Source organism: Paenibacillus sp. sgz302148 (assembly GCF_056120465.1).
In genome coordinates this window covers 19533-33472 of sequence record NZ_JBVYOJ010000016.1, presented here as the reverse complement: position 1 = coordinate 33472, position 13940 = coordinate 19533, and the positions used below count along the sequence as shown (strand labels likewise).

Here is a 13940-nt window from a genome sequence, read left to right as displayed (position 1 = left end):
GCAGATTGTTGAATGGTTGTTTGCAGGATGGGTCATTTCCTTGATTGTTTCAAAAACTAGCCTCTTGACCTCCCAACATACGGATAAATCGGATCTCTTAATTCGAAGTCGTATGTATTTCCATTCACGATGCCAACAACTTTCTCGCTATCATAAAGATCTAACATAAATCCAGCCATTTCTTTTGCAGTATGAAATTTGGGAACTACTCCTTCATAATGAAACGCATCTAAATCCAAAGCGCTTTTAATAAATTCAGTCGCAGTTGCAGCAGGAGCCAAGACTTTTACTCGCAAGGCAGCTCCTTTTTCTTTCAATTCTTGCGCGATACCTTCCGTAAAGGCACTTACATAGAATTTTGTCGCGCAGTAGGCTACGGAATTGCCGACAATTTGGTATCCTCCTCCCGAAGAAATATTGATGATTTGCGTCCCTTCAACATCTGCATAATCACGAACATAAAGAGAAGTCAGAACGGTTAAAGCTTCGATATTCAAGTGAAGCATCGTCGTAACTTTATTTAAATTTTGTTCCTGGGCGGAAGCGAAGCTTCCAGATCCCGCATTATTGATCCATGTCTCGATCCGGTAATCCTGAATACTTTCGTAGAATTCATAAACATTCGTGGCAACGGACAAGTCAACCGTTCGAATGGCAACATCCAGGTCCGGGTTAAGGTCAGCCACCTTTGATTTTAAATTTTCCAATTCCTCCGTCCTGCGAGCGGCTAGGATTAAGTTTTTTCCACGAGCCGCAAAAGCAAGAGCCGTTTCATAGCCGATTCCCGAGCTGGCCCCCGTAATCACCGTATATTTCATATCCGTTCCTCCTGAATTTTAATCAATTGCTTTGTTCTGATTCCTTCAATTGAACTAGTCCACAAAGAAACTCCGGATGTAAAATTCCTGTTGTTTGAGCATATAATCAGAGGCCTTTCTCATCATTTCGGCAAAGAGCTGGCTTTCTTCCTCTCCAAGATGGTTGACGAGATCAACGAACATATTAAGGCGGGCCTCATTAATGCGTTGTATATACGTTTTACCTTTATCCGTAAGCTGGACTCTGACTACTCGCCGATCGGTAGGATCGGCATGACGCTCGACAAGTTCCTGTGCTTCCAAACTGTTGATATGCTGCGTTACCGTTGGCGAAGTAACATTCAGTTTTCCGCTTATTTCCGAAACCATCAATCCCGGACCGTCATCCTTGACATTCATGCTGATGAAATAAAGAACCATGATCTCGCCCGGCTTCTGATTGTACACCGCGCGATTCTGCATCATATTTCCGCTAACTTGCGATTGGAAGTACGATTCCATTAACTGCTTTGCGATTTCCTTCTGCTCATTCGACAATTCATTCACCCCTTGAATACGAATATCGGTTCGTCGTACCTCATAATACATAGATCACTAAATAGTTTGGTTAATAATTTAATAGGTAACCTAAGTATATGTAAATGAAAGCAGATGGTCAACAAAATTGTTGTCGTTCGGATCTCCTGAATTTATAACAACTAATCCAACTGCCGGACCGTTGCTAATCCCGTGCTTCCTGCAACTACTTTCCTCGTCCTCTTGTTTGCAAGCTGTTGAACGAAAACGCCAAATAGGGCCGCAACAGGTGGTCGCATATCGCTCCCCTCTCACAGCCCCTAAACCCGCGTCCGGCACGGCTCCTCGGCTCTTACTCTTCTCCCGCTGCGATCAGGTTCTCCTCATACGAAATCCAATCGCTCGTTAAATTGTCAATAGAAACTCCATGGCTAATCGTTCTTTCTCCGCAATGTCGACTAGAAGCTCGGATGCAAGTCTTAGCTCCTGTTGGTTTCCGGTTCTTCCCGCATTATCAATCGATGCCGAAACACCGTTCCACATCGGCGCGATTTCCGTAAACAGAAAGTATGCCTGCTCTAATTTAGAATCACCGAACAAATCCACGCATTCTTTTAGAAAATCTCTATACAGGTTTCGAAATAAGGCGCCGCCGGTCCCCGCTCTTTCCATCAATAAAGCGGTCAAACACAGATCTTTCTCTAAATCCTTGCTTCTAGAAGGCCAGTTCAGGATTTCACCGCTCATTTTTTTGATTCCTTTATTGCCCATATTGCGGATAGGCGGATTCAAATAGTCATGAGCATTGTTGATAAGGGATGATCGTATGGCGGGTGCAAGCGGCGGAAGGGTATCCGTTTGCTCGATCGTAAAGGAGCGATTCCTGGAGCTCATAGGCCCCTTTGCGTTTCTTGCCATAGTCAAATTCGACAATCGCGTTGTCACGAGTCCGCCTTGTTGGCTTGTGTCTGCCATATAGGCATATTCGTCATCCATGCCATATATCACCGCATAGTGGGCTGCAAAGTGTATTTTGTTCGTAAAGTAATCTAAATAATACGAATCTAATTTTAGTCCCACAGGAATTCCACGGTCTATGTAGCTTTGCACGTTCTGCCATGCTTTTGTAACAGACGAGGTTTCTTGCACCCTGATATTCAAATTGAGCCGGGATGCTATGCAAGCAGACAGTTCATCAGGCTTTACTCTACCCCCAATAAAAGGAAAGTCCATTCCCTTCGAATCCCAATAAATGAATCCCAAACCTTGCCCTATACCGAATAACATCGGCTCCGATAATCGAACACCTTTATGTTGAAGGAGATTGCCCATCGCTGTCGTCTCGCAGTGTTCTCCCTGAAAAAGAGCAAAACCTTCAATCAACATGGGCATGTCCCTCCAGTTCCCCTGTTAGTTCACTGATCAGATTTGCGACAAATGTCTTTTCAGTCTCGATGAGACTCATCGGGTGAAGGAAAAGAGCCCTAACGTGCAATGGCAATCGATAGCCGCCTTGCGATTCATATTTCTGATCTATGTTCCTCAATGTCTCCTCAAGAAAGTTCTGCCGTTTCCGCAAAGCTTCCACGGCTTCATCTTCCCCTATAAAAGGGAGAGCCGCGAGTCCGAGATCGAAACGGTTATCCCGTTCCCGCGCAGAAGCTAGGCTTACGATGATTTCATTCCTTAATGTTTCTATACCGGCTTCCATCATGACATACGTAGACGGCAAAGGTCCTTTGCCAGACTTATGGACGGAATCTTCGGATCGGATCAGTCGTTTGTCTTTCAGTTTCTGCAATCCGGCGTAAATAGAAGTCGTACCTATATTCGCCCATTCCCTGTAGCCTCTAAGCTCTATCAACTTATTGATTTGATACCCCGACGCTTGTTTGGATTCCGCAATAATTTGCAGCAACATAAATTCCACGTTGGAAAGACGATTCATTGTTTATCTCCTTTTTATATTCCATACGTGTAATATAACACTAGTGAAATATAAAATCAAGAAGAGCTACCCTAGCATGACCGTCGGACTTTTGCTCCCAAGCCAAAGACACCGCGCACGTTTGTGGATGGATATACTGGACGAGCTTTTCAACAGTAACCTGTCTCAATTGTTGAACCGTGGCTGGCTCTGGGCCTGCTGCAACTGCTTTCTCCGGCTTCTTGTTTGCAAGCTGTTTGCAAACAAGCCCAAAGAGGGCCGCAACAGTCCGCCTCGCGGCAACCTATCACAGCCCTCCATCCCGCGTCCGACGCGGCCTCTCGGCTCTTACTCTTCTCCCGTCGCTACCGGATTGTCCGCGTAGGAAATCCAATCGCTCCAATCCGAGGATTTCACCATACGAGTGTTCGCTCGGTCGTCCCCGTCATGAAAGTATTTTCAGCAGCGCCTTGTTGATCTCGTGTTGACTTAGCGGGCTTTGGGATGGTCTGTGCAGCCCCCACGTTGACGTGCTCCAAGTTCGAAAGCGCCCGTCCGACGCGGTTTATTCGCTCTTACTCGTCCCCTGTAGCGACGGGTTTGGACGGGTAAGATTGTCTTTTTTCGATAAGGCAGAGACATGTGATGACTCCCTTCTGAAGTAATGGTACCGTTTTCTCGGATTAAATATACCATGCCTCGCTGTCGGGAAATGTGCACTCAGAGACTGAGAATGTGCACGGACAGATTTTTTGTAAAACCTTTCGCTATGTTCGGGTATAAGCGAAAAGGGTACAGAAAAGAATGGCTGTGAGATCAGGGTCGACAGTTGTCGTGATCTCACAGCCATTCTCGCGTGCTTTATGCCGTTATGCTACCGAAATTTCTTAATGAATTGCACCGCGTTAAGGATATCGGTCTTCGGACTATCGCCGACTTCGCGTTCGATCGTGAGGTAACCTTCGTACCCGATTTCCGCGAGCGCCGCGAAATAGTCGCCGAATTTGACGCTGCCCTGTCCGAGCGGGACTTCGCGATAGGCTTCTCCGATGGATGCGCCTTCGGCGATCTCCTCGTGGGACATGCCTTTGTGTCCGAGAAAGCCGTAGACGGAAATCGGATCCACGAAGTCGCGAAGCTTGAGGCCGTCTTTGGCATGGGTATGCACGATGTAATCCCTGAGCGTATATACCCCTTGAACGGGATCGTCACCCGTCACCATCGCGAAATTCGCCGGATCGTAATTGACCGCGACGCCTTTGGAGCCCAGCTTGTCCAGGAACTTCTTGAGATGGAATGCCGTTTCGGGACCGGTCTCGATCGCGAAGTGCGCCTTTCTCTCCGATGCGTAATCGGCAAGCTCCCTGCAAGCTTCCAGCATCGGCCTGTAATAAGGATGCGATTCGTCCGGAATGATGCCAACATGCGTAGTCACGATGTTCGTGCCGAGATCTAGAGCCAGATCGAGAATCCGTTTCGACTTCTCTATTCGTTCCGAATTGGCGGCGGCATCCTGGAAGCCGTGTCCGCCGAGATCCCCGCAGAGCGCGGCAACTTCCAGACCGAGGGATTCGATATACGCCTTTAACTCTTGCCGGTCCGTAGCCGACAGACGGTCCGGGTCCATCTCTCCGCCCACCGCGTAGATTTGTACGCCCTCCGCCCCGACTTCCGCGGCGAGCTTTAACCCTTCGCGCACCCCGACGCCGAAGCTGTCTACGATAACGCCGATTTTGTTCCTTAGCTTCATCGGTTACCCCTCCCCGAAGCGGATTTCTCTTCCGGTCTTCGCCGACTCGTAGATCCCGCATAAGATTTTCATCATTTCCACGCCGTCTTCCACCGGACTAAGCGTCCGGGCTCGGCCCAAGCACGAATCGACGAAATGGTTGATCTCGTTCGCGAAGCCTTGAATGGCGTCGAACCCCGAATTGTCGACCTGGGGAGATATGTTCAAAATCGTATCGTGGTTCTCGCTTACCAGCAGTAGCTCGGGCTCGAGCTCCGCTCCTCCTTTTTCCCCGTAGATCTTCGCCGTGATCTCGTCCTGCTTCGCATGAAGGGAAAAGCTGACGTCCACGAGAAGCGAAGCGCCGTTCTCGAACCGGATAAGCGCGTTTGCCAGATCTTCGACGTCGTTCTTGTCCGGATCGTAATCCGAGGACTTGTAGTAGGACAGGTTCCGCACGTTGGCACGATTGCCGAGCTTCTTGTACGTATTTCCGCTCACCGAATGAACTTTCGGTCTACCCATCAAATACCAGCACAGATCGATAACGTGCACGCCCAAATCAATAAGGGGTCCTCCTCCCGAACGTTCCTCGTCGGCGAACCATCCCCCGGGGTTGCCGATCCTGCGCAGGCAGGAGGCTTTCGCGTAATACACTTCGCCGATTTCTCCGGCTTCGATGAATTGCTTCACGACTTTCGTATTGCTGCCGTACCGGCGCACGAAGCCGACTTGGAGCACGCAATCGCCGGCGCGGACCGCCTTCTCTACCTCCAGCGCTTCTTCGACGGTGATGCATAGGGGCTTTTCGACCAGTACGTGTTTGCCTGCTTGGATCGCGGCGATAGAGATCGGGGCATGGGCGCTGTTCGGGGTACAAATACTGATGGCATCGAGCTGAGGATCGTTAAACATTTCGCGATAATCCGAATAGATTCGGCTTATCCCGTAGGCTTCAGCTTTCTTGGCAGCCCGCTCCTCTACGAGATCGCAGATGGCGTACAGCTCGACCTCGGGATTGGTGGCATAAGATCTCATATGAATCTCCGCAATCCCCCCCGCGCCGACGATACCGACTTTAAGCTTGGACATGACGGGTCCTTCCTTCCTCATTGAAGTGTTAAGAGTCGATGGAATGTTCATCAACCGAATCGTAACAGGAAGGAACAGACAGCGTCTTTGACCTTTGCGGCTAATCTATTGTTCCTTTTATGCGATTGTCGATCATCCGTTGGTAATCCGTCGGGGATAATCCGTAGCTTTTGCGAAACGCTTTGCTGAACGTATGAATGGATTGATAGCCCAGTCTTTCGGCGATTTCCGTGATACTGTAGGCCGACTCCTTCAGCCATTCCACCGCCTTTTCGAAGCGTCTGCGATTAAAGTATTGCTTGATGGTGAACCCCGTCTCTTGGGAAAAGCAGTGAGAGAGGTGGGAATAGCTATACCCTAGCGCCTCTCCCAGATCCGGCAACTGAATGATGGCCCCGTTCTCCAGATTGCTGTCGATATATTGGATGATTTCGTATGCGATTCCGCGATTGGCGTCGGCTTCGTTCCGATGGGAGTACCGCTTCTCCCAGCTATCGAAATAATTCCGGTAAGCGAGTAAAATAATTTGAAAAATATACGATTTAATGAGCACGTCCGAATATTCCTTCAGGTTGACCAGCTCGTTGAAAATGCCCAAAAACGGAGTTTCGATTCTAAATTTATCCGCGGTTACCGGCAGATCCACTTGATCGAACATTCGCTGCACGCGGGCGAAGCTGCCGTAATCGCTGCCCGAAGGATTGAAGTCGAAGCCGATATAGAAGTACCGGAACGGATCCTTGGCATCCGCATAGCCATCGTGCCGTTCCCCCGGCAAGCTTAAGTAGAGATCGCCAGCCTGGACCGGATAGCTCTTGTCATCGGTACAGTAATAGCCGCTTCCGGACAGGATATAACTGATTTCGTAGCAAAATTGATGATGGCTCCCGATCGAAAATCCGGAACCGCTGCTGAGATCCCCTACCTGGTACAGAAGGATGGCGTCGTAGGATCGGGGATTATTGTAATAGACATTATCGAAATGAAATTTGGTCCTTCTTCCTGCGACTTTGATTTCCTCGGACATTTTCGGGGACCCCTCGCAATCTTATTATATCCGGAAAGAGCGCGAGTCTCGGCAATCCTCTCATGATAGAGATCTACCCTAGAGCTTGTCTCCCGGCATTCCAAAGTGGTCAACCGCCGCTTCCCGCTGTTATCAATATAACATCCTTATTCGTACCATTGATCCATATATACAATGAGGGCCGGGGTTGTCGCCGAAAGTTGGTGGCTGTCCCGGCCCTTTGTCTGTCTGTATAGGGCAACCCGAGGCATACGAGCGTATGTTTGGTGTGAGCCTTCAGCATGTCCAACGGCTTCTCGAGAACTTGTCGTTGACTCCTTCTTCGGGGCATAAAAAATACATCGCCATGGGGCATGACTCCGACCTTGAAATACTGTTATGCTTTTTTCGGTTCTTGTTCGTCTCCCGTCGCAACCGGATTCTCCTCATAACTAATCCAGTCGCTCCAGCTGCCCGAATACAGCTTCACGTTCGCGTATCCCGCTTCCGCGAGCGCAAGCACGTTCGGGCAAGCGCTGACGCCGGAGCCGCAGTAGACGATGATCTCGTCCGCTGCCTTCAGCTTGGCGGCAGCCGGGCTCTCCGCGAAGCGGCTGCGCTGCTCGCCCGCGCTGCGGAAGCGTCCTTCGGCGGTCAAGCTGTCCTTCCAGAACAGGTTGACCGCGCTCGGGATGTGGCCGGCGACAGGATCGATCGGCTCGACCTCGCCGCGATAGCGCGGCGCCTCGCGCGAGTCGATCAGCACGACGCCGTCCGCGCCGAGCCTCTCGCGCACGTCGCTCATCGACGCGACGAGCTGCGGCTGCACCTCGGGCGCATAGTCGCGCGGCACCGCTGCCGCAGGCGCATCCGTCGTCACCGCATGGCCCGCGGCGCGCCAAGCGGTGAACCCGCCGTCGAGCACGGACGCCCCGCCGGGATGCCCGACGTAGCGCAGCAGCCACCAGAGGCGCGACGCATACATGCCGCCCTGGTCGTCGTACGCGACGACGTGCGTGTCGCGCCCGATGCCCGCCCGGCCTAGCATTTGCGCGAACGCACCGATGTCCGGCAGCGGATGCCTGCCGCCATGGGCGCCGACCGGCGCGGACAAGTCCCGCTCCAAGTCGAAGTACCGCGCCCCCGGAATATGCCCAGCCTCGTATTGCTCCCGTCCTGCGTTCGGCTGGCCGAGCGCAAATCGGCAGTCGACAATGACGACCGAAGGGTCATTCAAATGCGCGGAAGACCAATCTACGCTGACGATGTTATTTTTGACCATTTCATTGCCCATGTTCTCCACTCCTCTTCCCTTGGTATGGCAACCCTCATTCACTACCTTTATTGTAACATAGACGCGCCCAATCGAAAGCGCCTCGTGCTACGTGCAATCCGAAGGATGAAAAAAACAAAAAATATTTTTACCTCACAATGAACGATTCGCCCGCCCATCCGTATTAACAACAAATACACGATTGGAGAGGGAGATTATTCCTATGAAAAAAATGAAAACGATGAAACCTGCGTCTATTTCCAAACGATCCTCCAAGCTGAAACACAGCATCGTCAAGGTATCGCTGGCCGCCCTGCTCGCGTTCCCGACCTTAATCGGCACTGCGGCAGCGGAGGAGGCCCCATCCAGCCGGATCGCCATCCGCGACTTGATCGAGAAGGCCGGCGGACAAGTCCAGTGGGACGGACCGTCGCAGAAGGTTACGGTCAAGCAAGGCGGCGTTACACTCGTGCTTAAGATCGGCAGCGCCGAAGCAACCGTCAACGGCACAGCGGTCGATATCGGCGAACCGATACAAGTCGTAAGCGGCAAAACGATGGTGCCGATCAGCTTCCTGCAGCGGCTTCAATCCGGGCAAATCGGCGGGGGCGGAGGCGATACGACGGCCCCGGGCAATACAACCGACGAGAAAGATGAGGACGTTATAAAAGCGACCCGGTTCGTAAGCGACTTAAACGGTGAAAAATTCGCCGAAGCAGCGAAGACATTAAGCCCGAATTTGCAACCCCTGTTCCCGGAAGCCGCCCTCAAGCAGCTGTGGCAATCGGTTGCCGCCCAAGTCGGGGAGCTTGGTAAGCCCGTATCCTCCAAGGTGGCGAAAAATGCAGTCCACCATACGGTTACATTCAGCTATCAGGTCGGCGCCATGCCCATTGATGTGATCGTCAAGCTCGACCCTGCGGGACTCGTAGACGACTTCCTTGTTACGGCGGCCCAACCGAAGGGGATCTACAACAAGCCGGCTTATGACAAGGCCGACAGCTATACGGAGCAGGAGGTCGTTGTCGGCGAAGGCGCGTTCGCTCTGCCGGGGACGCTCACTATGCCGAAAGGCGACGGCCCATTCCCTGCCGTTATCCTTGTCCACGGCTCGGGACCGAACGACAGAGACTCGTCCGTCGGCGGCGCCAAACCCCTTCGTGACCTGGCCGTCGGACTTGCCGGTCAAGGCATTGCCGTATTGCGTTATGAGAAAGTAACGAAGGAGCATCCGCTTAAATATTCGGCGAATCCGAAAACGACGCTGCAGACGGAAACGATCGATGACGCATTCAAGGCGATTGCGCTGCTGAAAACGAACAAATCGATCGATTCGAGCCGCATTTTTGTTGCCGGTCACAGCCAGGGTGGTTATGCCGCACCGCGGATGATTGAGCTCGACCAAGCAAACGATATTGCCGGAGTCGTTATTTTGGCCGGACCAAGCCTCAGCTACGCCGATACGCTAATCGACCAGCAGCAGCTTCTGATCCAGCGCGCCAAAGGCCTCGGCATTCCTACCGGGCCGATCGAACAGTCCGCCGCACCTTGGTTCCAGGTCGCTAAGATGGTGAATGACCCGCAGTACACCGTAGACCATATGCCGTCCGACTTCCCGATGCCGCAGCCATATTGGTGGTTTGAACAGAAAAATTATGTGCCGGGCGAGGTCGCCAAGAAACAAACTAAGCCGCTATTTATCGTTCAAGGCGAGAACGACTGGCAAGTCTCGATGAAGCAATTCGACTTCTGGAAGCAGGAATTGAAGGATCGCGCCAACGTGCAGTTCAAATCGTACCCGAAGGTGAACCATCTGCTCACCGTATACGACGGTGTATCGATCGGAGCGGAATATGTGCAAAGCGCCAACGTGTCTGCCGATATCATCAAGGACGTGGCGGCATGGGTGAACGGTACCGGCAAATAACAGGGGTAACCAGCCGGTCAATCATGCCTCCGCAATAGCCTAGTCAAACCGATGCTTCACACAGTGAAGCGTCGGTCTTGTGATTGCGACAGGTTATTTACAGCTTCATAATTAAGGATCTTCCGGCATCATCCGACAGGCTCCGCACACTTGCGGAAGGAAGGCTTGTTAAATTTTGTGTAGTAGATGCCGCCAAAAACCGATATAATGGTCATAACATGATCATTAGGAGGATTACCATTGAGTTACCAGCAATATCCGCCACCACCTCCCCCACCGGGGCATCAAGGCTATTATCCGCCACCGGCACCGCCGCAGACGAACGGTAAATCGATCGTTGCGTTAGTGCTTGGCATTCTTGCAATCGTCGTTCCTTACGTCGGTTTTGTACTCGGCATTATCGCGATCGTATTTGCAAAATTATCGTTCACCGAAATTCGCCAGCGCGGCGAGCAAGGCCGAGGCTTGGCCGTTGCCGGTCTCGTCTGCGGGATCATCGGAACCGCGTTGTATGCCATTATTATTGCTATACTCGTCATTGCCTTTATTGCCGTTGCAGGAGCAAGCAGCTATAGCACCTTTTAATAAAAACTTCCGATCGACCCCTATGCTTAACGCATTCGGGTCGTTTCTTTTTTCGACTTGAACCGCAATGATTTTCATATACTTTTCTCATACTTGCCATACAATCCTCTCACGTTTCGGAGATAAGATGGATTTATCCAAAGGAGAGGAGATTTTAACCATGAACAAATTGAAAAAAACCGCAATTGCTTTATTATCCGCAGCTTTTATGCTGACAGGGGTGAGCTCGGCATTCGCCGCCGACACGAAAGCGACAACGACCAAAACCGACACGAAGGCCGCTGCCTCGGCAACGAAAACGACTGCTAAGCCAGCAGCAAAACCGGTTGCAAAACCCACAACAAAACCAGTTGCAAAACCTGCGACAAAGCCCGCCACCGGAAAAGCGACGGGAAAAACGACAAAAACAACAAAAACAACAAAAACGACAAAAACTTCGGCGAAGCCGGCTGTGAAACACAAAAAACACAAGAAACATAAAAAACATAAAACCGTAAAAACATCGAAAACACCAGCACCTGCTAAAAAACCAGCTGCGAAACCGGCTGCGAAGCCTGCCGTAAAAACGTCCAAAAAATAAGAAGCTTACGCCGGTTCACAATAAAGACGAGAAGGTTCGCTTCTCGTCTTTCGCTTATTTTGGTACAGTATAGCTATCCTAGATTTGAAGGATGATGCTTTCGTGGCTTCGATTTTCGTGGTGGACGACGATCCACATATTTTACAGCTAATATCCGAATATTTACGTAAAGACGGCTTCCAGGTCACCGAGTTTTCGAACGGCAACGGACTGGTTGATGAAGTCCGCAGCGCGTGCCCTGATTGCCTCATTCTCGATATTATGATGCCCGGCGTGAGCGGCCTTGCATTGTTGACGCAGCTCCGCGATTTTACGGAAATTCCGATCATCATGGTGTCGGCGCGCGGCGAAGAAACCGACCGGATCATCGGTCTGGAGCTCGGCTGCAACGATTTCCTGCGCAAGCCGTTTAATCCGCGGGAGCTGGTCGGCCGTGTCAAAGCGATGCTGCGGCTCGTGAACATGCGTGCGACGCCGCTCGCATCGGAAGAAGCCGCCACTCCGACCGTTCGCGCCGGGAACGTTACGGCAGCGGAATCGTTTCGCCGAGTCGAGGTGGACGGGCTGGAGCTTCACTTGACCTCCCGCGAGTATGAGCTGCTGTTGTTTTTCTTGCGGCATTTGGGCCGGCCGTTCAGCCGCGAACAGCTCATCCAGCAAGTATGGAGCTACGACTTTCTGGGCGACGTGCGCGTCGTCGACGACTTGGTCAAGCGGCTGCGCAAGAAGCTCGCCGAAGGTCAAGCGACGCTGGCCATCGAGACGATTTGGGGCTTCGGCTACAAAGCAACGGTGAAGCCCTGATGCGGACGATCCGCGGACGGCTGTTCCTGTCGCTGATCGTGGTCATGTGCTTTTCGGTCATCGTTACGCTGTACCTCTCCACCAAGCTGCTGGATGGCATTATTTTTGACCAGGCCAAAAACCAGCTGCGCATCCAAATGGAAAAAGCGATCGAGGTGCTCGACGGCGGGGACGTCTCCGATCTCGATTACCGCGATATGGAGCTGCGCTTCAAGGACCGCATGTTCTACGCCGACTACTTCCTGATGGACGAGAACAGCAAAATCGTCGCTTCAAGCGACCCGGCGATGCTCGGTCGGGTCGTCGGCGAATCTCCCCACAAGAAGGAAGGCATTATGGTCATCAACGACCATAAGCTCATGTACACCGTACAAGCGGTGACCGACAGCCATTTGCGCATCATGCTGTACACGTCTTTGGAGTCGCTGAAAGAAATCCGCGGCAAGCTTGTCTGGCTGTCCATCCTGGCGTTAGTACTCAGCTCGCTCGTCATCCTTACGGTTGGTTTGTTGTTCATGTGGAAAACGACGCGGCCGTTAAAACAGCTGCAGCAAGCCGTCAGCCAATATGAGCCGTACAAGGATCCGCATATGTTTCCGCCGTCCGGCAACTCCGATATCGGCGATCTGATCCATACGTTCCAATCGATGGCGGAACGGATTCGCAAGCATCATGACGATCAGGTCGAGTTCCTTCACCACGTTTCGCACGAGCTGCGTACCCCGCTCATGTCAATCCAAGGCTACGCATTGGCGATCAAGGACCAGGTCGTCACGCAGGAGCAGGGGCTCGAAGTGATGGCCAAGGAGTCGCAGCGGCTTATTCGCATGGTCGATCGGCTGCTGCAGCTAACCCGGCTCGAAAGCACCCGGGATGCCTGGAGCGAAAGCTTGATCGATTTGCGGGACATGACCGAGCAGACCGTCCAGCTTCTCTCTCCTCTCGCCGCCGATAAAGCCGTTTCGCTGGCTTGGGAAGCCGACCCGTACGAAACTTATGTTCCGGCGGAGCAGCTGTTTCAGGTCATGGTCAATCTGGTGCAAAATGCGATTCGCCATGCCCGCAGCCAAGTTCGCATCTCGGTTGATGCGGGGCCGAAAGGCTGGAGCTTCATCGTGGAGGACGACGGCGAAGGCGTGGCGGAAGAGGAGCGCTTACGGATATTCGACCGTTTCTACAAAGGAAAAAACGGCGAAACGGGCCTTGGCCTGACGATTTGCCGGCAAATCGCCGACCGGATCGGCGCCGAAGTGATTTGCGGCGTTTCGCCCCTTGGAGGAGCAAGGTTTACCTTTAGGCGCATTGCGCCCTAGGTGTGCATCAACCGAAACTATACTTGCCATAAAGGAGATTCCACCATGCCAATCATCAACGTACAGCTTGTCCGAGGCCGGACAGAAGAACAGAAGCAAGAGCTAACCGCCGTTTTCACCGAAGAAGCGGCTCGCATCTTGAATGTCGATCCCGAGACGATCTGGATTACGTTCGAGGAGTATGACCGAACGAACTGGGCGTCCGGAGGCAAGCTGCATTCGATCAAATACGGCACCGAGCAGCAGCAGCCGCAAGAAGAGCAAGCATAAAATGAGGGGAGGCCGACGGGGCCTCCCTTCTTATTTAGCGCTTTCGCGCAAGCAATAACAAGACATTTTACGGATTGACAACGGCATCGCCCTTGGGTCA

The 13940-nt window shown here is 52.1% G+C and carries 14 protein-coding genes; 6 read left to right on the top strand and 8 right to left on the bottom strand.

The genetic code is table 11. The features are described 5' to 3' along the window. Nucleotides 1-56 precede the first annotated feature (56 nt). The 8 genes from AC0LWM_RS22340 to AC0LWM_RS22305 all read right to left on the bottom strand — a co-directional run bounded on the left by AC0LWM_RS22340 (nt 57) and on the right by AC0LWM_RS22305 (nt 8370). A complete protein-coding gene (locus AC0LWM_RS22340) occupies nt 57-818 on the bottom strand; it encodes an SDR family NAD(P)-dependent oxidoreductase (RefSeq protein WP_474677212.1) in 762 nt (253 codons plus the stop codon). A 54-nt stretch (nt 819-872) separates the two neighbouring features. Then, on the bottom strand, nt 873-1355 hold the full coding sequence (locus AC0LWM_RS22335; RefSeq protein WP_474677211.1) for a MarR family winged helix-turn-helix transcriptional regulator: 483 nt from the start codon (nt 1353-1355) through the stop codon (nt 873-875). 384 nt (nt 1356-1739) lie between these two features. Next, nucleotides 1740-2726: a BtrH N-terminal domain-containing protein gene (locus AC0LWM_RS22330; RefSeq protein WP_474677210.1), complete on the bottom strand. Its 987-nt coding sequence runs from the start codon at nt 2724-2726 to the stop codon at nt 1740-1742. Then, on the bottom strand, nt 2710-3282 hold the full coding sequence (locus AC0LWM_RS22325; protein WP_474677209.1) for a PadR family transcriptional regulator: 573 nt from the start codon (nt 3280-3282) through the stop codon (nt 2710-2712). Before AC0LWM_RS22325 ends, AC0LWM_RS22330 begins: the two co-directional genes overlap by 17 nt. Before the next feature lie 853 nt (nt 3283-4135). Further along, entirely contained in the window at nt 4136-5011 is an 876-nt protein-coding gene (locus AC0LWM_RS22320) for a sugar phosphate isomerase/epimerase family protein (RefSeq protein WP_474677208.1), read from the bottom strand. 3 nt (nt 5012-5014) lie between these two features. After that, a complete protein-coding gene (locus tag AC0LWM_RS22315) occupies nt 5015-6082 on the bottom strand; it encodes a Gfo/Idh/MocA family protein (protein WP_474677207.1) in 1068 nt (355 codons plus the stop codon). Between the two features lie 100 nt (nt 6083-6182). Further along, nucleotides 6183-7109 (bottom strand): AraC family transcriptional regulator, encoded by a 927-nt coding sequence (locus tag AC0LWM_RS22310; protein WP_474677206.1) that lies wholly within the window; start codon nt 7107-7109, stop codon nt 6183-6185. A gap of 376 nt (nt 7110-7485) precedes the next feature. Next, nucleotides 7486-8370: a sulfurtransferase gene (locus AC0LWM_RS22305; protein WP_474677340.1), complete on the bottom strand. Its 885-nt coding sequence runs from the start codon at nt 8368-8370 to the stop codon at nt 7486-7488. Nucleotides 8371-8584: 214 nt separating this feature from the next. On the opposite strand from AC0LWM_RS22305, the gene AC0LWM_RS22300 reads away from it, so the two are divergent. From AC0LWM_RS22300 to AC0LWM_RS22275, 6 genes are all read left to right on the top strand, one after another. Then, nucleotides 8585-10288, top strand: a complete 1704-nt coding sequence (locus tag AC0LWM_RS22300; protein ID WP_474677205.1) for an alpha/beta fold hydrolase — start codon at nt 8585-8587, stop codon at nt 10286-10288. Between the two features lie 240 nt (nt 10289-10528). Then, nucleotides 10529-10873, top strand: a complete 345-nt coding sequence (locus AC0LWM_RS22295) for a DUF4190 domain-containing protein (protein WP_474677204.1) — start codon at nt 10529-10531, stop codon at nt 10871-10873. A 160-nt stretch (nt 10874-11033) separates the two neighbouring features. Beyond that, entirely contained in the window at nt 11034-11453 is a 420-nt protein-coding gene (locus AC0LWM_RS22290; RefSeq protein ID WP_474677203.1) for a hypothetical protein, read from the top strand. Between the two features lie 102 nt (nt 11454-11555). After that, nucleotides 11556-12257, top strand: coding sequence for a response regulator transcription factor (locus AC0LWM_RS22285; protein WP_474677202.1), 702 nt, complete (start codon nt 11556-11558; stop codon nt 12255-12257). Further along, entirely contained in the window at nt 12257-13570 is a 1314-nt protein-coding gene (locus AC0LWM_RS22280; RefSeq protein ID WP_474677201.1) for a sensor histidine kinase, read from the top strand. The genes AC0LWM_RS22285 and AC0LWM_RS22280 overlap by 1 nt, the downstream gene beginning before the upstream one ends. Next, nucleotides 13571-13840 (top strand): tautomerase family protein, encoded by a 270-nt coding sequence (locus AC0LWM_RS22275; RefSeq protein WP_474677199.1) that lies wholly within the window; start codon nt 13571-13573, stop codon nt 13838-13840. The last annotated feature ends 100 nt before the right edge of the window (nt 13841-13940 follow it).